The organism is Enterobacter cloacae complex sp. HYC033_NIDB (assembly GCF_056673335.1).
Map to the genome: position 1 here is coordinate 3,215,288 of NZ_CP115123.1, position 20,284 is coordinate 3,235,571.

20 protein-coding genes are annotated in these 20,284 nt (G+C 57.5%); 14 read left to right on the forward strand and 6 right to left on the reverse strand.

Annotated elements, in window-relative coordinates:
* Window positions 1-75 precede the first annotated feature (75 nt).
* From O1721_RS15465 to O1721_RS15475, 3 genes are all read right to left on the reverse strand, one after another.
* Window positions 76-972, reverse strand: a complete 897-nt coding sequence (locus O1721_RS15465; RefSeq protein WP_032648360.1) for an aminoimidazole riboside kinase — start codon at window positions 970-972, stop codon at window positions 76-78.
* A gap of 88 nt (window positions 973-1,060) precedes the next feature.
* Window positions 1,061-2,272: a diguanylate phosphodiesterase gene (locus O1721_RS15470; RefSeq protein ID WP_032648361.1), complete on the reverse strand. Its 1,212-nt coding sequence runs from the start codon at window positions 2,270-2,272 to the stop codon at window positions 1,061-1,063.
* Between the two features lie 87 nt (window positions 2,273-2,359).
* Window positions 2,360-3,835: an alpha/beta hydrolase gene (locus O1721_RS15475; protein WP_032648363.1), complete on the reverse strand. Its 1,476-nt coding sequence runs from the start codon at window positions 3,833-3,835 to the stop codon at window positions 2,360-2,362.
* A gap of 267 nt (window positions 3,836-4,102) precedes the next feature.
* Here O1721_RS15475 and O1721_RS15480 point away from each other — a divergent pair, with 267 nt between their 5' ends.
* From O1721_RS15480 to O1721_RS15510, 7 genes are read left to right on the forward strand one after another with little or no spacing between them, the layout of a single operon-like run.
* Window positions 4,103-4,957, forward strand: coding sequence for a MurR/RpiR family transcriptional regulator (locus O1721_RS15480; RefSeq protein WP_023303764.1), 855 nt, complete (start codon window positions 4,103-4,105; stop codon window positions 4,955-4,957).
* A gap of 12 nt (window positions 4,958-4,969) precedes the next feature.
* Window positions 4,970-5,542, forward strand: a complete 573-nt coding sequence (ddpX, locus tag O1721_RS15485; protein WP_032648365.1) for a D-alanyl-D-alanine dipeptidase — start codon at window positions 4,970-4,972, stop codon at window positions 5,540-5,542.
* A gap of 15 nt (window positions 5,543-5,557) precedes the next feature.
* Complete coding sequence (locus O1721_RS15490) at window positions 5,558-7,090, forward strand: ABC transporter substrate-binding protein (RefSeq protein ID WP_032648367.1); 1,533 nt, start codon at window positions 5,558-5,560, stop codon at window positions 7,088-7,090.
* 23 nt (window positions 7,091-7,113) lie between these two features.
* Window positions 7,114-8,136, forward strand: a complete 1,023-nt coding sequence (locus O1721_RS15495; protein ID WP_032648369.1) for an ABC transporter permease — start codon at window positions 7,114-7,116, stop codon at window positions 8,134-8,136.
* Window positions 8,133-9,029, forward strand: coding sequence for a D,D-dipeptide ABC transporter permease (ddpC, locus tag O1721_RS15500; RefSeq protein WP_032648370.1), 897 nt, complete (start codon window positions 8,133-8,135; stop codon window positions 9,027-9,029). Before O1721_RS15495 ends, ddpC begins: the two co-directional genes overlap by 4 nt.
* Window positions 9,026-10,012, forward strand: coding sequence for an ABC transporter ATP-binding protein (locus O1721_RS15505; RefSeq protein ID WP_032648372.1), 987 nt, complete (start codon window positions 9,026-9,028; stop codon window positions 10,010-10,012). Before ddpC ends, O1721_RS15505 begins: the two co-directional genes overlap by 4 nt.
* Window positions 10,005-10,931, forward strand: coding sequence for an oligopeptide/dipeptide ABC transporter ATP-binding protein (locus O1721_RS15510; protein WP_015570491.1), 927 nt, complete (start codon window positions 10,005-10,007; stop codon window positions 10,929-10,931). The genes O1721_RS15505 and O1721_RS15510 overlap by 8 nt, the downstream gene beginning before the upstream one ends.
* On the opposite strand, the gene O1721_RS15515 is transcribed toward O1721_RS15510, so the two are convergent.
* Window positions 10,928-11,677, reverse strand: coding sequence for an SDR family oxidoreductase (locus O1721_RS15515; RefSeq protein ID WP_032648374.1), 750 nt, complete (start codon window positions 11,675-11,677; stop codon window positions 10,928-10,930). The two genes, O1721_RS15510 and O1721_RS15515, sit on opposite strands and share 4 nt — an antisense overlap.
* Before the next feature lie 137 nt (window positions 11,678-11,814).
* On the opposite strand from O1721_RS15515, the gene O1721_RS15520 reads away from it, so the two are divergent.
* Window positions 11,815-12,720, forward strand: coding sequence for a LysR family transcriptional regulator (locus O1721_RS15520; RefSeq protein WP_032648376.1), 906 nt, complete (start codon window positions 11,815-11,817; stop codon window positions 12,718-12,720).
* Between the two features lie 23 nt (window positions 12,721-12,743).
* Here the strand turns inward: O1721_RS15520 and O1721_RS15525 are convergent, their stop codons facing one another.
* Complete coding sequence (locus O1721_RS15525; RefSeq protein WP_003857069.1) at window positions 12,744-13,172, reverse strand: OsmC family protein; 429 nt, start codon at window positions 13,170-13,172, stop codon at window positions 12,744-12,746.
* A gap of 69 nt (window positions 13,173-13,241) precedes the next feature.
* Entirely contained in the window at window positions 13,242-14,129 is an 888-nt protein-coding gene (locus tag O1721_RS15530) for a LysR family transcriptional regulator (RefSeq protein WP_023303768.1), read from the reverse strand.
* A gap of 111 nt (window positions 14,130-14,240) precedes the next feature.
* Here O1721_RS15530 and O1721_RS15535 point away from each other — a divergent pair, with 111 nt between their 5' ends.
* The 6 genes from O1721_RS15535 to O1721_RS15560 all read left to right on the forward strand — a co-directional run bounded on the left by O1721_RS15535 (window position 14,241) and on the right by O1721_RS15560 (window position 20,183).
* Window positions 14,241-15,092, forward strand: a complete 852-nt coding sequence (locus tag O1721_RS15535) for a Vmh family MBL fold metallo-hydrolase (protein ID WP_023296660.1) — start codon at window positions 14,241-14,243, stop codon at window positions 15,090-15,092.
* 51 nt (window positions 15,093-15,143) lie between these two features.
* Window positions 15,144-15,665: a VOC family protein gene (locus O1721_RS15540; RefSeq protein WP_023296661.1), complete on the forward strand. Its 522-nt coding sequence runs from the start codon at window positions 15,144-15,146 to the stop codon at window positions 15,663-15,665.
* A 141-nt stretch (window positions 15,666-15,806) separates the two neighbouring features.
* The gene (gene bdm, locus O1721_RS15545) at window positions 15,807-16,022 is read left to right on the forward strand and encodes a biofilm-dependent modulation protein (RefSeq protein WP_015570485.1); all 216 of its coding nucleotides are present in this window, start codon (window positions 15,807-15,809) and stop codon (window positions 16,020-16,022) included.
* Window positions 16,023-16,117: 95 nt separating this feature from the next.
* Window positions 16,118-16,255: a stationary-phase-induced ribosome-associated protein gene (gene sra / locus O1721_RS15550; RefSeq protein ID WP_000841561.1), complete on the forward strand. Its 138-nt coding sequence runs from the start codon at window positions 16,118-16,120 to the stop codon at window positions 16,253-16,255.
* A gap of 176 nt (window positions 16,256-16,431) precedes the next feature.
* A complete protein-coding gene (locus O1721_RS15555) occupies window positions 16,432-18,129 on the forward strand; it encodes an NAD-dependent malic enzyme (protein WP_006810704.1) in 1,698 nt (565 codons plus the stop codon).
* A 344-nt stretch (window positions 18,130-18,473) separates the two neighbouring features.
* Window positions 18,474-20,183, forward strand: a complete 1,710-nt coding sequence (locus O1721_RS15560; RefSeq protein ID WP_032648379.1) for an ABC-F family ATP-binding cassette domain-containing protein — start codon at window positions 18,474-18,476, stop codon at window positions 20,181-20,183.
* Window positions 20,184-20,284: the final 101 nt, after the last annotated feature.

A 20,284-nucleotide genomic window follows, 5' to 3' on the forward strand; every position in this document is an offset into this window, starting at 1 on the left:
TTTTTGCTAAACCGTTTTAGTAAGTGTGATCGAGGCGACAATTCAGGCCGCCGACCGGAGGCCTGGAGAGGTGAATTACAGTTCGTGATGATAAGGCAGCGCGGTCATTGCCCCTTTTGCGGTTGTCGCCAGCGCCCCACAGCGCTGCGCCAGCGTGATGACCTCTGAAAGACGGGCCTGGCCATCACGAGCCAGACCGAACAGCAGCCCGGCGACGAAAGCATCCCCCGCGCCGGTGGTATCAATGCATTCCACGGGTGATGCAGGATAGTGCGTCAACGCGCCTTTCTGCCAGGCGGTGACGCCCTCTTTTCCCTGTGTCACCAGCACCAGCCTGGCCGGACAGGTGCGCATCAGCGCCGCCAGCCCCTCATGGACCTGCGCATTTCCGGTTAAGAACGCCAGTTCTTCCACCGAGATTTTCACCACATCTGCACAGGCTAATGCCCGCTCAAGGCACTGACGCAGCTCGACTTCATCGTGCCAGAGATCGGCGCGGATATTGGGGTCAAAGCTGACGAATCCCCCCGCCAGTCTGATAGCGGACATCGCCTGAAACGTCGCGGAACGGCTGGGTTCGGCGCTGAGCGCGATAGAGCAGACGTGCAGCCACTCCCCGGCGCGGAATGGCGGGAGATCGGCAGAGTCGAGGAATAAATCAGCGCTCGGTCGAACCATAAAGGTAAAGGAACGTTCACCGTCGTTATCGAGATCCACCACCACCGTGGAGGTGCGATGCTGCGGGTCCAGGCGCAGCCATTCTGTATTAACCTGCTCATCCGCAAGCGTTTTTTGCATAAAACGCCCGAAGGGGTCGTCGCCCACCCGGCCTATAAAGGCGCTTCTGCCGCCCAGACGCGCAACCCCTACCGCGACATTGGCCGGTGCGCCGCCAGGACATTGCAGCAGTTTGCCCTCTCCGTCGGGCAACAGATCCACCACGGCATCGCCAAGTACCCAGATCGTCTCCATATCACCTTCTTAGCTAAATCATGTTAAACCGGTTTAGCTATTTAAGCACAGGCAGGGTGTCGGGGAAATATGGCGAGGGAAAATTTGCTTAACCCACCCGATGGGGCCAGTGGATATCACCTACGCCATTGAGCTGCGGGCGGGCGAACAAAAAGCCCTGGAAGCGGCGAATACCGGCGGATTCAAGCCAGCACCACTCTTCTATCTTCTCAATGCCTTCTGCGACCAGCGTAATCTCCAGATCGGTGCAGCAGCTGATTATCGACTTCACAATCGCCTGCTTGGGCCCGCTCAGGTGGATATCGCTGACGATCTCTCTGTCGATTTTGAGCTTATCCGGTTGAAACCGGGTGAGCAGTGAAAGACCAGCATAGCCGGAACCAAAATCATCTATCGCCAGCCCAACCCCTTCCGCGCGCAGCTGTTTAATGGCGCTGTTAAACTGGTTGAAGCCAGAGATCATCTCGCTCTCAGTGACTTCAATGATCACCTGCTCTGGCTGTAGATTGTGCTTTTTGATCTGCGTTACCAGGAACTCTACCGCGCCCGGCACGTTAACCAGCGACATTGGCAGCAGGTTCACCGCCAGTTTGTGGCTGCCGATGCCGAGCTTTTGCGCCAGCGCAAAGGTCCAGGCTTTGGTTTGCAGGTCGACTTCGTAAATCTGTTCACGATCGAGACTACGGAAGAAATGCTCCGGGCTGCCGCCGTCGTTTCCGCGTATAAGCGCTTCGAGAGAACTGATTTTGCCTTCGGACGGCTCGACAATGGGTTGCAGCGCAAACTGGCAGGGCTGTCCCGCCAGCAGACCTAACCCTTTACCAAACGGCGCGCGCTCTCGCGAAAGCGTCCATTTATCAGGCTCATAGTCCGAAGCGGGTGGGATAGCGGTTTTGCCGGTGATAAAGGTCTGAATAAATTTGAAGACCCGATCCTCAGAAGTCAGATAGCTTTCCAGCTTGCTGTAATGCAGAACCGACGCCAGAACCGCTTTCGGGGTCTGAACATCCAGGTCAAACAGCAGCATTCCCACGTCTTCGAAACGTCTGCGCGGGCCGTAATCGCGCATCAGCTCCACCACGCCGGTATGCCGGTCATCCGCACGGATGGTGTTAAAAAGCGCGATGACGCTCTGTTCCGTGCCTTCGAGAATTTGCAGAACGTCACGTCCACGGGAGAGAAGAATGCCTGAGATGCCCTGCTCCGTATTACGGATCCTGGCCTGTTCAACCAGCGCGCTTAACGCTGCGGAGGTGCAGGTTAAGCTCAGCTGGCTTCGATAAATAAGAGTTGTCAGCACAGAAACGGGGTCCGGTATGGGGTATACGCCTGAACGGTACTGTTTAACACAGTTCCCCGGTGTGACCTAATCTATTCCACGTTGGGCTTAATTCTCCCCGATACGGCTGTCGATCCGCGTCTGCATATAATCGTAGAACGGATTCGACGTCACGCGCATCAGCGCATCTTTGCCAACGCTCAGAACCGATGTTTCTCCCCACAGGGCTATCGTCCCCAGGCTGATACCGTAGTGGTTTTTCACCTCAGGATGGCGGCCATACAGATCGTCATCAGGCGGGAACGGAATAGCAACATGCGACAGGGAATAAACCTCCTGCGGATACGCGACCGACAGCGGCATCACCGTTTCCCGGGTGCTACCCGCTGGCGTCGTCTTTGTCACCATATCAAACCTGTCGGGGCTGGCATTGGTCACAATTGTGACGCTGTAACGTCTTTTTGCCTTGGGCAGCATGTCAGCCACCGCCGTCCAGGACGATGGCCTGAACAGTGGACGGAAACTCCCGGCCTGGTTGATATCAAAAACTACCAGTTCGCTGCCGTTTGCCGGAAGCTGGTCAAACAGCCCGCTAACCACGGCGCGGGTACTGACCGTTGAATCCATGACCGACTGAAACGCCAGTACCGGCGGAAACTGCGCCAGTTTGTGATCATGAACATCGCGGTTTATCTGCTCATGCAGCGCCTGGGTAAGCAGCCAGGACTGACGTGCTGCATTCACCGGGAACGAATTATATTTATAAGGATTATATTCCGGCGAAATGTTGAGCCACGCGGCTTTGGCAAACGCCGGTAACATGGCCGGTAGCCCGGCGAATCCGGCAAAGCGCGCAAACGCCGTGACGCCAATCATCGGGGAGAGCAACACGATCTGCTGAGGTTTACGCAGTTCAGGCGCATCAAGGGCGTCGAGGGCGTATTTCATCGCCAGCGCCCCACCGTTGGAGTAGCCCACCAGATGCAGGGGGAGATCGTTCCCCGTCAGGCGTGTTGCTTCACGAACCGCAAGGCGCGTTGCCGCCAGCCACGCCTCCCAGTCAACGTCTGTCAGCGCGCCCGGCGCCGTGCCGTGTCCGGGCAAACGAGGCACTACGGCCACAAAGCCGTGCTTTTGATAATTCTCTGCCAGATGCCTGACGCTGTAGGGCGAGTCCGTCAGACCGTGCAGCAATACCACCGCCCCGCGTGGCTTTCCGGCAGGCATCAGCACGAACGACCGGTTTGCATCCGGGGAAAAGTGTCCTGGCCATACCAGGCTTTGACGGTAATAACGGTTCAGCGGCGTGCGCTCTGCGGGGGTGACTTTCGCCGTCACCTCAGCGTCGAGAGCGGTGAAGATGGCGTTTTCCCGCGCGACATACGCTGCGAAGGTCGCGTTATCCATCTCCTGCACGGACATTTCATCAGCCCGCCAGGTGTGCCAGTGATGCAGAGCCGGCCCCTGCTGCGAAAGATAAACCCGCACCGCCAGCAGCACGAGCACAATGATCCCGATGACCATCGCTATTTTTTTTGCGAGAACCATCAGGCGCACGCTGACCCGCCAGGGCAAATTCGCCATGTTAGGCTCCCTCTCTTATTCCCAGAGCGTTCATCTTACCAAAAAATGTGAAGAGGCTGACGTATTCACCAAATAGATACCGCTCAGGCCGGACACTGCACCAAAAGTGAACTACGCTGCACAAATGTTGAGCACCTGTTAAACAAATATTGCATTAACTTTGCTGCACAGCGCGTTTTCGCCGCAATGTGAACATGGCACGCGTCCTGCATTGTTAATCCGGTAACAGAATCCCGGCCTTTGACAGCCAGTTAACAGCGAGGCGGTATGACGACCAAACCTGAGGTGTTGAGCCGTATCGAAGCGACCTTTAGCCAGCTCACCCCGAGCGAAAAGCGGGTGGCAAGCTGGATGCTGGCGCACGTCGGGCAGATCCCCTTTGAAACGGCAGAGAGCGTGGCACTGGCCACGGCAACCAGCGGGATCACCGTCGGACGCTTTCTGCGCAAGCTGGGCTATCGCAACCTGGACGACGCCAAAAAAAGCCTGCGCGATCCCCACCAGCCCTGGGGCATTAACGAGCGTCTCGACTCCTGGAAGCAGCAACAGCCGCTGTCGGGTCGCCTTCAGCACTCCCTGTCGCTGGAGGTGGACGCCATTGCCCATGTCTACCAGCTGGCGCAAAGCGAAACGTTCAGGCAGGTGGTCCAGCAACTTACCCATGCCGACGCCGTCTTCGTGCTGGGGATCCAGTCCACGCGCGGGATCGCCAATGCGTTCTTCAGCCATCTGGAGTATCTGCGCCCGCGTGTGAGCTATTCCGAAGGGCTCTCCGGTAGCTGGGTGGAGTCTCTTAACTCCGGCTTTGCGAACCCGTATATCGTGCTGACGGATACCCGCGCCTACTCCGCCATTGCCCGCCAGTACTGCCGCGTGGCGAGCGAAAAAGGCCTGGCGATGGCGCTGATCACCGATATCTGGTGCCCGTGGGCGCGGGATTATCCGATTGATTTACTCCAGGTGAAGACCGATACCGGCCATTTCTGGGATTCGCTGGCGCCGGTGAGCTGTCTCTTCAACCTGCTGCTGTCGGGCGTTGTGGAGGCGCTGGGCGATGCGCTGCCGGAACGTCTGGCAATCAACCGACAACTACAACAAGAGTTTGGTCAATTTGAACGCTAAAGGAGCGGAGCTATGCCTGAAGAGAGTCAACTGATTGATGTGGCGAAAACCTTTCCCACGCTGCATATCGATCTGAAATACGCGACCGCCGATAACATCACCGGCCGCCCGATCTACCAGCACGCCGCGTGCCTGCTGCATACGGATGCCGCCACCGCGCTGGCGAAAGCGATCAGCATCGCCGCGCTGGCCGGTCTGAAGCTGGTGGTTTACGACGCCTACCGCCCCCAGCAGGCGCAGGCGCAACTCTGGGATGCCTGCCCCAATCCGGAATACGTGGTGGATGTCGCAATTGGCTCTAACCACAGCCGGGGCACCGCCATTGACGTCACGCTGATGGATGAACACGACAACGTGCTGGATATGGGCGCCGGGTTTGACGAAATGCACGACCGTTCTCATGCCTGGCACCCTTCCGTTCCGCCCGAGGCGCAGCGAAATCGTCTGCTCCTGAACGCCGTGATGTACGGCGGAGGTTTTGTGGGCATCAGCAGCGAGTGGTGGCATTTCGAACTGCCGAACGCCGCCAGCTACCCGCTGTTAGATGACCAGTTCGCCTGTTATCCGACCACACACTCACTCTAATTCTGGAGCCCGGCCATGAAAACTACGCTGCTTACAACCCTGATTGCCGCTACGCTCGCCCTGAGCGCCCCTCTCGCGCTGGCGGCGGTGCCAAAAGATATGCTGGTGATTGGGAAAGCTGCCGATCCGCAAACGCTGGATCCGGCGGTCACTATCGATAACAACGACTGGACGGTGACCTACCCCTCGTACCAGCGTCTGGTGAAATACAAGCCTGGCACCACGGAGGTGGAAGGCGATCTGTCGACGGGCTGGAAGGCGTCTGACGACCAGAAAGAGTGGACGTTCACCCTGGCAGATAATGCAAAATTCTCCGACGGCACGCCGGTGACCGCCGAAGCGGTCAAGCTGTCGTTTGAACGTCTGCTGAAAATTAATCAGGGACCTTCCGAAGCGTTCCCGAAAGATTTGAAAGTGGACGCGGTGGATGAACATACGGTGAAATTCACCCTCAGCCAGCCGTTCGCCCCGTTCCTCTACACGCTGGCCAATGACGGCGCGTCGATCGTCAACCCGGTGGTGCTGAAAGCCAATGCCGCCGACGACGCGCGCGGTTTCCTGGCGCAAAACACCGCGGGTTCCGGACCGTTTATGCTGAAAAGCTGGCGGAAAGGTCAGCAGCTGGTGATGGTGCCCAACCCACACTGGCCGGGTGAAAAGCCGTACTTCAAGCGCGTCTCGGTGAAGATTATCGGTGAAAGCGCCTCGCGTCGCCTGCAACTTTCCCGTGGCGATCTGGATATCGCCGATGCCCTGCCGGTGGATCAGCTTGCCGCTCTGAAGCAGGAAGGCAAAGTGGCCGTGGCGGAATACCCGTCCCTGCGGGTGACCTACCTCTATCTGAACAACAGTAAGCCTCCGATGAATCAGGTGGATTTGCGCCGCGCGGTCTCCTGGGCCACCGATTATCAGGGGATGGTGAAAGGCATTCTCAGCGGGAACGGCAAGCAGATGCGCGGCCCGATCCCGGAGGGCATGTGGGGCTTCGATGCGAACGCCATGCAGTACAGCTTTGACGAGGCTAAGGCCAAAGCGGCGCTGGAGAAAGTCAACGATAAACCGGCCAGCCTGACGTTCCTCTACTCCGATAACGACCCGAACTGGGAGCCTATCGCCCTCTCCACGCAGGCGAGCCTGGGCAAGCTGGGGATTAACGTCAAGCTCGAGAAACTGGCGAACGCCACCATGCGCGACCGCGTCGGCAAAGGTGATTATGACATTGCGATTGGTAACTGGAGCCCGGACTTCGCTGACCCGTACATGTTCATGAACTACTGGTTCGAATCGGACAAAAAAGGGCTGCCGGGTAACCGCTCATTCTATGAGAACAAAGAGGTCGATGCATTGTTGCAGGCGGCACTGAAAACCACCGATCAGGCGGAACGCACCAAAGATTACCAGCAGGCGCAGAAAGTGGTGATTGACGAGGCGGCTTACGTTTATCTGTTCCAGAAGAACTACCAGCTGGCGATGAACAAAGAGGTCAAAGGCTTCACCTTTAATCCGATGCTTGAGCAGGTCTTTAACATCGCCACCATGAGTAAGTAACGGCCCACGCCGGGGGGAAGTGTATGACGTTCTGGAGCATCGTGCGCCAGCGCTGCTGGGGGTTAATCCTGGTGGTGGCCGGTGTCTGTATTATTACTTTTATTATTTCACACCTGATCCCCGGCGATCCGGCCCGCCTGCTGGCCGGTGACCGCGCCAGCGATGAAATCGTGCACGGCATCCGCCAGCAGTTGGGGCTGGATCAACCGCTCTATATTCAGTTTGGCCGCTATGTAGAGGCGCTGGCGCACGGCGATCTGGGCACCTCCATTCGCACCGGTCGCCCCGTTGCGGAAGATTTGAAAGCCTTTTTCCCCGCCACGCTGGAACTGGCCTTCTGCTCTTTGCTGCTGGCTCTGGTGATTGGCGTACCGCTGGGCATTTTATCGGCGGTGTACCGTAACCGCTGGCTGGATCACCTGGTGCGACTGATGGCGATGACGGGCATCTCGACGCCTGCCTTCTGGCTGGGACTGGGGGTAATCGTTCTGTTCTACGGGCAACTGCAAATTCTGCCCGGCGGCGGCAGGCTGGACGACTGGCTCGATCCGCCTGCCCACGTTACCGGCTTTTATCTGCTGGACGCCCTGCTGGAAGGCAACGGCGAGGTGTTTTTCAACGCCCTACAGCACCTGATTCTACCCTCCCTGACCCTGGCCTTTGTGCATCTGGGTATTGTGGCGCGTCAGGTGCGTTCCGCGATGCTGGAGCAACTGAGCGAGGATTATATTCGTACCGCCCGCGCGAGCGGGTTGCCGGGCTGGTACATCGTGCTGCGCTACGCCTTACCCAACGCCATGATCCCCTCCATTACCGTGCTCGGGCTGGCGCTGGGCGATCTGCTGTATGGGGCAGTCCTTACCGAAACCGTGTTTGCCTGGCCGGGAATGGGTGCCTGGGTGGTGACCTCCATTCAGGCGCTGGACTTCCCTGCCGTCATGGGCTTCGCGGTCGTGGTATCGCTGGCCTATGTCTTCGTCAATCTGGTGGTGGATCTGCTGTATCTGTGGATCGACCCGCGAATCGGGCGCGGAGGTGCCGAATGATGTTAACTCAGGAAACGCCCGTCTCCGTCAGCACCGCCAAACAGCGCATCAACTGGGCAAAGCTGTTCTGGATGTTACGCAAAAGCCCGCTCACGCTGATCGGCGGGGTGATTATGATCGTGATGCTGCTGATGATGGTGGTCTCGCCGTGGATAGTCCCGCACGATCCGAACGCGCTGGATCTGACCGCGCGATTGCAGGCGCCTTCAGCCCAGCACTGGTTTGGCACCGATGAGGTAGGCCGGGATCTGTTCAGTCGCGTGCTGGTAGGCAGCCAGCAGTCCATCACGGCGGGGCTGGCGGTGGTGGTGATTGCGGGCGGCATCGGTTCTCTGCTCGGCTGTTTGTCCGGCGTACTCGGCGGGCGCGGCGACGCCATCATTATGCGTATCATGGACATTATGCTCTCCATCCCCTCGCTGGTGCTGACGATGGCGCTAGCCGCCGCGCTCGGCCCAAGCCTGTTTAACGCAATGCTGGCGATTGCGATTGTACGCATTCCGTTTTACGTGCGGCTGGCACGCGGGCAAACGCTGGTGGTGCGCCAGTTTACCTACGTACAGGCCGCCCGCACCTTTGGCGCATCGCGCTGGCACCTGATCAGCTGGCATATCCTGCGTAACGCCCTGCCGCCGCTGATCGTTCAGGCATCGCTGGATATCGGCAGCGCCATTCTGATGGCCGCCACGCTGGGCTTTATTGGATTAGGCGCGCAGCAACCCACCGCCGAATGGGGCGCGATGGTGGCCGTGGGGCGTAACTACGTGCTTGACCAGTGGTGGTACTGCGCGTTTCCGGGGGCGGCAATTCTGATCACGGCAGTTGGGTTTAATCTGTTTGGCGATGGTCTTCGCGACCTGCTGGATCCCAAATCAGGAGGGAAGCAGTCATGAGTGATTCCGTATTATCAATTGAAGATTTGCACCTGAGCTTCCCCATTTTTCGCGGTGACGTCCACGCGCTCAACCACGTCTCGCTGGAGATTGGCCGGGGTGAAATTGTCGGCGTGGTGGGCGAATCCGGCTCGGGAAAATCGGTTACCGCGATGCTGGCGATGCGCCTGCTGCCGGAAGGCAGTTACCATATTCACCATGGACGGGTCACGCTGCTCGGTGAAGATGTCCTGAACGCGTCGGAAAAACAGCTTCGTCAGTGGCGCGGCGCCAGGGTGGCGATGATTTTTCAGGAGCCGATGACGGCGCTCAACCCCACGCGCCGGATTGGCAGGCAGATGGTGGAGGTGATCCGCCAGCATCAGTCGCTTTCCCGCCGCGACGCGCAGCAGAAGGCGATCGCCCTGCTGGGCGAGATGCAAATCCCGGATGCGGCACAGGTGATGGATCGCTATCCGTTTGAGCTTTCCGGCGGCATGCGCCAGCGGGTGATGATCGCCCTTGCCTTCTCCTGCGAGCCGGAGCTGATCATTGCCGATGAGCCGACCACCGCGCTGGACGTGACCGTTCAGCGTCAGGTGCTGCGTCTGCTGAAACACAAAGCGCGCGCCAGCGGGACGTCGGTGCTGTTTATCAGTCACGATATGGCGGTGGTATCGCAGCTTTGTGACCGGATGTACGTTATGTACGCGGGCAGCGTGATCGAAAGCGGCAGCACGCAGACTTTGATCCACCATCCTGTACACCCCTATTCGATTGGCCTGCTGCGGTGTGCCCCGGAAAATGGTGAACCGCGCGAGATCCTTCCGGCCATTCCCGGCACGGTGCCTAACCTCAGCCACCTCCCGCGCGGATGTGCTTTTCGCGAGCGCTGTTTTGCTGCCGGAGCGAAATGCAGCGAAACGCCGCGCTTAATTTCCACGGGCGCAGAAGGCCAGCAGGCTGCCTGCTGGTACCCACAACAGGAGACACGCCATGTCTGAGGTACTGCTGGAACTGGATAGCGTGCATGTGAATTTTCCTGCGCGCAAAAACTGGCTGGGGCGCGTGACGGAGCAGGTACACGCCCTCAACGGCATGGATCTCCGGATCCATCGCGGCGAAACGCTGGGCGTTGTGGGGGAATCTGGTTGCGGAAAGAGCACGCTGGCGCAGCTGCTGATGGGCATGCTCAAACCGAGTACCGGTGCCTGTCAGCGCGCGAATGCGGCAGGCGGTATGCAGATGGTATTTCAGGACCCGCTCTCGTCCCTCGACCCGCGTTTACCCGTCTGGCGCATCATTACCGAGCCGGTGTGGATACAGCAACGCCGCAGCGAACGGGAGCGTCGTCAGCTGGCTGAGACGCTGGCGCAGCAGGTGGGCATTCGGGCGGAATATCTTGACCGCCTGCCGCATGCGTTTTCGGGTGGACAGCGCCAGCGCATCGCTATTGCCCGGGCGCTCTCTTCGGATCCGGACATAATCGTGCTGGATGAACCCACCAGCGCGCTGGATATTTCCGTCCAGGCGCAGATCCTCAATTTGCTGGTTGCCCTGCAACAGCAGCGAAATCTGACCTACGTGCTGATCTCGCACAACGTCTCGGTGGTCCGGCACATGAGCGACCGGGTGGCGGTAATGTATCTGGGGCAGATCGTGGAGCTGGGTCCGGCGGACCAGGTGTTGGGCAAGCCACGGCATCCGTATACGCAGCTGCTGCTTGACTCCGTTCCCCGTACCGGAGAACCGCTGGACGAAGATCTGGCATTACGCAAAACCGATCTCCCCGGTAATCGCCGCCTGCCCGATGGCTGCTACTTCCGCGACCGCTGCCCGCTGGCAGCTGAAGGATGCGAACGGCCGCAGCCGCTTCAGCCCGCAGCCGGAGACCGAAGCGTACGCTGCTGGCGTAACCGCTAGATTTGCGCCATCCCGCCATCGACAAACAGCTCCGTGGCGTTTATAAAGCTGGCGGCATCGGACGCCAGAAACGCCACGGCTTTTCCGACTTCGCCCGGCGCGCCCAGGCGACCCAGCGGCACCTGGGCCGCCAGCGCATCGTATAATCCCTGACGCTGTTCTTCGGGAACCAGATCGCCAAGACCGGGCGTTTTCACGGGGCCAGGGCTGACGACGTTGACGCGTATCCCGCGGCCCTGTAAGTCCAGCGCCCAGGAGCGGGCAAAGTTACGCACGGCGGCTTTACTGGCGCTGTAGACGCTAAAATTCGCCGTCCCCTTAATTGAAACCGTCGATCCGGTGAGGATAATGGATGAACCAGAGGAGAGCAGCGGCAGCGCTTTCTGGACGGTAAACAGCACGCCGCGCACGTTGGTGGCAAAAATCCGGTCAAACTGCTCCTCGGTGATGGCGCCCAGCGGCAGCATGTCGCCGCCCCCGGCGTTGGCGAACAGAATATCGAGTCGTCCCTCTTCTTTAGCAATCTGCGCGTAAACCTCATCCAGATCGGCCATTCTGGAGACGTCCGCGCGGATAGCTACCGCCGCGGCGCCAATGTCTGCCCGCGCAGCATCCAGTTCGGCCTGACGACGTCCGGTGATATAGACCTTCGCTCCCTGCGCCGCCAGCTCCTGTGCCGTTGCGAGACCAATACCGGTGCTGCCGCCGGTCACCAGAGCGATTTTTCCTGCAAGCGTTGTATTCATACTCATAACCTTCTGTTGTGATGTAAAAGAGGAGCGTTTGCCCGCGTCAGGCAGACTTTAGATCTTGCAGGATTCGTGATAAACGGGCAAAAATGAAAATGAATTTTCACAGCAGGAAATAATCAGAGGAGATCTGTGTGGATCAGCTAATGGCAATGCGCGCCTTTACGCGGGTGGTTGAATCCAGAAGCTTTACCCGAGCGGCAGACTCCCTGAACATGCCGATAGCTACGCTGAGTAAGCTGGTAAAATCACTTGAAGCGCACCTGGAAACACGGCTGCTGCATCGTACTACGCGCCGGGTGGTCACGACGGCAGAAGGCATGGAATACTACGAGAAAGCGCTGCGGGTATTAATTGATATAGAGGACATTGATACCGCCTTTCGCGCATCGTGCTGCACGCCTAAAGGCCATTTGCGTATCGACGTGGGGGGGTCAACCGCCCGGGACGTGTTGATCCCCCTGCTGCCGGATTTTTTTCAGCGCTACCCGGACCTGCGCATCAACCTGGGGGTAGCCGACCGTCCGGTAGACTTAATCAGTGGAAACGTAGACTGCGTGATCCGCGGCGGCCCGCTGGATGACTCTTCGCTTATCGCCCGGCATATCGGTGACGCCCGGATGATAGCCTGCGCGACGCCGGGCTATCTTAAGACTCACGGCATCCCTGCCTATCCGCAGGAGCTGCGCAACGGCCATAAGCTGATTAGCTACCTTTCCCCCGTTACCGGACGCGCATTCCCGTTTCGGTTTCTCGATCGGGATGAACCGCTGGAGATCAGCGTTCCGCACCATCTTGGAGTCAATGAAAGCAACGCACACCTGGCCGCGGCGCTGGCGGGTTTAGGGATTATTCAGACGTTTGGCTATGCTGCGAGAGCGCATCTGGAAACGGGCGCGCTGGTAGAGATCCTGAGCGACTGGCGTCCTAAGGCGTATCCTTTTCACGTGGTCTATCCACAGAGTCGGCATTTAACACATCGCCTGAGAGTGTTTATTGCGTGGCTTGCCGAGGTCTTCCCTGCGGCGGTGAAAGGTTAGCCGGGCATTTGCCCGGCCAGATATCAGTTCAGTTTGTAATCCAGCGTGATTTCGGCTTTCAACAGCTGCGACACCGGACAACCCGCCTTCGCTTTCTGAATAATGCCGTCGAACTGCTGCGGATCGATACCCGGTACCGTCACCTTGCTTTGCAGCGCCACTTTGCTGATGGCAAAACCACTGTCGGTTTTATCCAGCGAGACATCCGCCGTGGTATCGATGGAGTCGGCGGTATAACCCGCTTCGCCCAACATTAGCGACAGGGCCATAGAGAAACAGGCCGCGTGCGCTGCGCCAATCAGCTCTTCCGGGTTGGTCCCTTTTTCGCCCTCGAAGCGGGTGTTAAAGCCGTAAGGTTGCTGGTTAAGGACGCCACTTTCTGTTGAGACCGTCCCTTTGCCGCGTTTGATGTCGCCAGACCAGTGTGCTGAACCGTGCTTATGAATCGTCATTCTTGCTCTCCTTTTGGCTTACAAAGGGATAAGTATAGGACGCATAATCCATTTTGCAGGGAAGACAGATTAGTCCGAGCGCGTGGCAAGGTGGTTTGCCAGCGCGTCGAGGAACACACGCTGCGCCGCAGGCTGATAGTCTCGCGACTGATAAATACCAAAAATACCGATTGGTTTTGGCGTAAAGGCGCTGAGCACCGGCACCAGGCTGCCCTGCCTTAGCGCCGCGTCGGCCTCGCGCTCGGGCAGCATGGCAATACCACAGTGGTTTATCGCCGCCTCCATCAGCAGTGACGAGATGCTGGCGCTGAGATTGCCGCTGACCGCCGTCGTGATCGGCTCCCCTTCGGGCGTCAAAAAACGCCACGACTGACCGGCAAAAAAGCTGTAATGCAGGCAGTTGTGCCGTGCTAAGTCCTCCAGCTGCTCTGGAACGCCCCGGCTGGCAAGGTAGTGCGGCGAAGCGCAAAGTACGGACCGACACTCTCCCAGTCGGCGGGCGATCATGCCCGGTTCGGGGTTATCGGTGATGCGGATCGCCACGTCAATTCGCTCGCCCACCAGGCTTACCGGATGGTTATTAACATCCAGCTCAATGCGCAGCTGAGGGTAACGCTGCAACAGATCGGGCAGCACCGGAGCGATAATCTGCATCGCAGTGAAATGCGCGCAGGCGACGCGAAGCGTGCCTGAGGGTAAATCCTTCACTGACTGATCTTCAATTTCCTGAGAAATTTGCGAGAGCGTACGCGTCTTTTGCAGGACCTTCTCTCCCGCCGCCGTCAGCGTCAGCTTGCGGGTGGAGCGGTTCACCAGCCGCGCCCCGGCCCACTTCTCCATCTGCTCCAGATAACGGCTCACCATCGGACGGGAGATCCCCAGCGCCCGCGCCGCCGCGCTTAAACTCCCCAGCTCACAGATGCGGTTGTACACCTGGGCGGCAATAACGCGATCCATTTTGACCTCCATTTGCTCGATTTATGAAACTAAGCATCTCCTGTTTCAGGAATTCTGGCAAATGAAGAGATCCGTACAATAGAGACTTTCCTGAAGAACAGAGAGATGACCATGACCATCGCCCGCCTTGCTTTGCTGACAACCCTTTTCACTCCGGCCGTCTTTGCCGCGCCGTTGACCGTTGATACGTACAACCCGCAGGAAAAAGGCATTTTTGCCGTTTCTTCCACCCTGGTGTCTGGCCCGAAAGAGGCGGTACTGTTTGACGCCCAGTTCAGCGTGAAAGATGGCGAAGCGCTGGTAGAAAAAATTCGCCACAGCGGTAAAACGCTGAACAAAATCGTGATCACTTCCGGCGATCCGGATTTCTATTTCGGCCTGCAACCGCTGGTGAAAGCCTTCCCTAATGCCAAAGTTGTCGCCACGCAACAGGTGGTGGACCATATCAAGGCCACAAAAGACGCGAAGCTCGCCTTCTGGGGGCCACAGATGAAAGACGGCGCGCCGACGCAGCTCTACGTGCCGCAAGTGCTTGCCTCAACCACCTTTATGATTGACGGTGAGAGAGTGAATATTGAAGAGCCTGAGAGCTATGCGGCGTATGTCTGGATCCCATCCGCAAAAACCATCCTCGGCGGCACGGGCGTCTCATGGGGCATTCACGTCTGGACGGCAGATACCCAAACGCCGGAAAGCCGCAAACAGTGGCAGCAGACGCTGGATAGCATGGCAGCCCTTAAGCCCGAACACGTTATTCCGGGCCACTACCTGGGGACACCGCCAGCAGGTACCGGCGCTATCGACTTTACCCGTCGCTATCTACAGCAGTTTGAACAGGCCCTCACGGCAGATAAAGCGTCAACCGGCGTCATCAACACAATGAAAAAACAGTGGCCGAATCTGGCGGAAGCCAGTTCGCTGGAACTGAGTGCCAAAGTGAATACCGGCGAAATGAAGTGGTAATAGCCTGATTATCTCCTGCTATATTTAAATTTTTTATAGCAGGAGTTAACTATGCCATCTTCAGTAAGGGGCATCGACCATATCGGTATTACGGTGCCCGACATTGAAAAAGCCACCCTATTTTTTGAACGCGCTTTCGACGCCCAGGTTTTATATCATTCTGTCGATGCGCAAACCGATAATATTGATCAGCCCGCCCAGCAGCACACCTTAAAATTATTTCCCGGCACAAAAATTCACGCCATCCGCATGCTTGTTATGCCCCATGGACCCGGCATAGAACTTTTCGAAATGCATGGTCCTGAACAGGGAATGCCCGCCCGCGCCAGCGACTTTGGCCTCCAGCATTTTGCTGTCTATGTTGATGATTTTGATAAGGCGATAGCCGCTTTCACCGCTGCTGGCGGGGAGATGTTTACCGCGCCAAAGCCGCTTACATTTCCGGATGAAAAAGGTGAAGGGAATGCTTTCTGCTATGGGCAAACACCCTGGGGCAGCATTGTGGAATTGATCTGCTGGCCGACGCCCATGCCTTATGAAAAAACGACAAATTTACGCCGCTGGAAACCCTGAATTTTATTTCTGTGCTACGGGAGATGATATTTTTATTTCCAGGACGAATCTGAACCACAACGGCAAAAATATTTGCCAATCTGAATGCGAATTACGATTTTGCACGCCGTAACATTAAACAGACAACGACACGGAGGCAGCATGTTTACTTATTACCCGGCACATACCACAGCAGCACAACCCGAACTCGTTAACGCGATTGCGCAGGGTCTTCAGGCGGAGCACGGTGTTGTTACCGAAGATGACATTTTGATGGAACTGACCAGGTGGGTGGAAGCCACAGACAATGACATCCTCAGTGACATCTACCAGCAAACCATCAACTATGTGGTCAGCGGGCAAAATGCACCTTTGTAAAAACCTGCTAAGCTGGATCTGCAACCTAAGGGGTTACATTTCGTTTGCGTGAGCAAACTTGTCCTTAAAACTATCAACGGGATTGAGGAGTTAATATGAAATCGAACCGTCAGGCACGCCACATTCTGGGACTGAACTACAAGCTCTCAAACCAGCGCAAAGTGGTTATTGAAGAGGGGAGCGAAACGCAAGTGACCCACGCCACCGGCAGGAAACGTCAGGCAGGCAAGTAAGTTCCAGTACGAAATCCACAACACCATCGGTCACCCCGGTGGTGTTTTTGTTTATGTGTTGCGGTAATTAATATTTAGCTCCTTTATAATACCGCCCGACCGCACCCCGTAGCACAGGCCAGAAAGATGACAAACAGCAGTGTCAGGGACGGATCTTCTTAAAAAGAGTGAGTGACATGGACAACAAACTGAAAAAACATCGTTCCCTTTATATTCCTTACGCCGGTCCGGTTTTACTGGAGTTTCCCCTTCTGAACAAAGGCAGCGCCTTTAGCATGGAAGAGCGCAGCAGCTTTAACCTGCTGGGCCTGCTGCCTGAAGTGGTTGAAACCATTGAAGAACAGGCGGAACGCGCCTGGATCCAGTATCAGGGCTTTAAAACCGAAATCGATAAGCACATCTACCTGCGTAATATCCAGGACACCAACGAAACCCTCTTCTACCGCCTGGTGCAGAACCATCTCGAAGAGATGATGCCCGTCATTTACACCCCAACCGTCGGCGCGGCGTGTGAACGCTTCTCAGAGATCTACCGACGTTCCCGCGGCGTGTTCATCTCCTATCAGAACCGTCACAACATGGACGACATTCTGCAAAACGTGCCTAATCACAACATCAAGGTGATCGTGGTAACCGATGGCGAACGTATTCTGGGCCTTGGCGACCAGGGCATTGGCGGGATGGGGATCCCCATCGGTAAGCTCTCGCTGTATACCGCCTGCGGCGGGATCAGTCCGGCCTACACCCTGCCGGTGGTGCTGGACGTAGGGACCAACAACCAACAGCTGTTGAACGATCCGCTGTACATGGGCTGGCGTCATCCGCGCATTACCGACGACGAGTACTATCAGTTTGTTGATGATTTCATCCAGGCCGTGAAGCACCGCTGGCCGGACGTGCTGTTGCAGTTCGAAGACTTCGCGCAGAAAAACGCCATGCCGCTGCTGAACCGCTACCGCGATGAGATCTGCTCGTTCAACGACGACATTCAGGGCACTGCGGCAGTGACCGTGGGGACGCTGATTGCCGCGAGCCGTGCGGCAGGCAGCCAGCTCAGCTATCAGAAAATTGTCTTCCTGGGTGCAGGCTCCGCGGGCTGCGGCATCGCCGAGCAAATTATTGCCCAGACCCAGCGCGAAGGCTTAAGCGAAGAGCTGGCTCGCTCCCGCGTCTTTATGGTGGACCGTTTTGGCCTGCTGACCGACGGTATGCCAAACCTGCTCCCGTTCCAGACCAAACTGGTGCAGAAGCGTGAAAACCTGAAAAACTGGGATACGGATAACGAAGTGCTCTCGCTTCTTGACGTGGTGCGCAACGTGAAGCCGGACATTCTGATCGGCGTATCCGGGCAGACCGGCCTCTTCACGGAAGAGATTATTCGCGAGATGCACAAGCACTGCGAACGCCCTATCGTGATGCCGCTGTCTAACCCGACTTCACGCGTGGAGGCAACGCCGCAGGATATCATCGCCTGGACAGAAGGTAAGGCACTGGTCGCGACCGGCAGCCCGTTTGATCCGGTGCTGTGGAAGGACAAACTCTATCCCATCGCACAGTGCAATAACTCCTATATCTTCCCGGGTATTGGTCTGGGGGTTATCGCCTCCGGCGCGTCACGCATCACCGACGAAATGCTGATGTCCGCGAGCGAAACGCTGGCAGGTCACTCACCGCTGGTGAATAACGGTGAAGGCCTGGTACTGCCGGAGCTGAAAGACATTCATAAAGTGTCCCGCGCAATTGCCTTCGCGGTAGGCAAAATGGCGCAGCAGCAAGGCGTCGCGGTGAAAACCTCTGCCGATGCGTTGCAGCAAGCGATTGACGATAACTTCTGGATGCCGGAATACCGTAGCTATCGTCGTACTTCTATTTAAGCATTGCCCCTCACCCAGCCCTCTCCCCAAAGGGGAGGAGGGTTAGGGTGAGGGGAATATACGGCACCTCCCACTAGCCAAACCCATTTTCCCCCGCTACACTCCCTTCATCCATTAACCTACTGAATATATAAGGAGGCCAATTATGCTGTACTGTGAAATTTTCAATGTTTCACATACATTTGGTGATCGCACCAGCTCAAGCGTTATCGGTATCGTGCTGCGATAACTTCCGCTTGAGCGAAGACACCAACCCCTGAAATCCCTTCTCTCGGGCTTACTGAGTTATCGTCAGCGATGTTTGACGAGGCATAAACATGCCTGTAACTCCTGGGTAAGCAACAATGAGCACTTTACTCACTGCACATTCTTTACGCGTTGATACGGCGTTCGGCACGCTCTTCGACTCTCTCTCCTTTACGTTGAAAAAAGGCGATCGCATCGGCCTGCTGGGTGATAACGGCTGCGGAAAAAGTACGCTGCTGAAAATCCTCGACGGAACGCAGTCCCCTGCTGCCGGAACCGTTTCACTGGCGGGGCATTGCCTGCTGGCGCGCGTGGAACAACATCTGCCGGAGACTCTTGATCCCCTGACCATGCTGGATGCGGTGCTGGCGCAGCTGCCGATCGGTGAGCGCGACAGTTTGCGCTGGAAAGCCGAGTCGCTGCTGGCCGGAATGGGCTTCACGACGCAGGAAACGGCGTTAACCTCCGCCACGCTGAGCGGCGGCCAGCATACGCGGTTGCTGCTGGCACGAGCGTTGATAAGCGATCCGGATCTGCTGCTTCTGGACGAACCGAGCAACCACCTTGACCTGCCGACCCTGCTGTGGCTGGAGCAGTTTCTACAAAACTGGTCCGGCAGCTTTGTGCTGGTCTCACACGACAGGCAACTGCTGGACGCGGTAACCAACGGCAGCTGGATCCTGCGCGATAAAACGCTGCACGCCTTTGCCCTTCCCTGCACTGCCGCCCGTCTGGCGCTCGACGCAAAAGACGAAAGCGATGCGTTGCGCCATAAGGCAGAGCAAAAAGAGATCGACCGCGTCACGGCCAGCGCACGGCGTCTCGCGAACTGGGGCAAGGTCTATGACAACGAAGATCTCTCCCGTAAGGCTAAGCAGATGGAAAAACAGGTCGAACGCCTGAAAGAGACCCAGACGGAACTGACGGCGGGAAGCCCGTGGACCTTAACCCTGCGCGGGGACGCGCTTCGGGCCGACCGCCTGCTGGAAATGACTCACCTCGGCGTCCCCCCGGCGCCGGGTCTGCCAGACCTGTTTACTCTCGACAGCGCGCGGCTGAAGAGCGGCGATCGCGTGGCGATTGTGGGTCGTAACGGCTGCGGAAAATCGTCGCTGCTGAAGCTTATCTGGCGACATTTTCGCGACGAGATCGCGGACGAGCGGCTTAAGCGTCATCCGCGCGTCTCACCCGGCTACTACGACCAGACGCTGCACCAGTTGCCAGATGATGCGACGCTGCTTGATGCGCTGGAGCCTTTCGCGCCAGATCCGCAGACCCGTAAAATGGCGCTCATCAGTGCCGGGTTCCCGTGGGCGCGTCACGGGCAAAAAGTCAGTACGCTGAGCGGCGGGGAACGTTCGCGCCTGCTGTTCGTCGGCCTGACGCTTGCCCGTTATAGCCTGCTGATGCTGGATGAACCGACCAACCACCTGGACATGGAAGGCAAAGAGGCGCTGGCGGAAACGCTGCAACAGTTTGAAGGCGGAGTGCTGCTGGTGAGCCACGATCGTCAGTTAATTAGCCAGAGCTGTAACCGCTTCTGGCTGATTGAGGACGGCAGGCTGAGCGAATGGCACGATGCGGAGGCGGTGTTTGAGCGTCTGCGTGAGGACACCGGTCCGGTTGTACCTGAAGCGTCGAAGGCCGCATCGAAGGCACCCTCTTCAGCGTCTGACGATCTGCTCGAACGCCTGGTTGCCCTGGAAACGCTGCTGGAAGAGGATTTGGCGCGTAAGCCAAAACATCAAAAACCGCAGTTACAGGCGCAATGGCGAAAAGAGATTGAGGTAATAGAAGCGCAACTGTAAATCTTAGCCCGGCGGTGGCGTCGCCGGGCCAGTGTTTTTCACCCCAATTTATGAGGGGTACAGCCTTTTCTTAATCCGAAAATGCATCAAATAATGACATT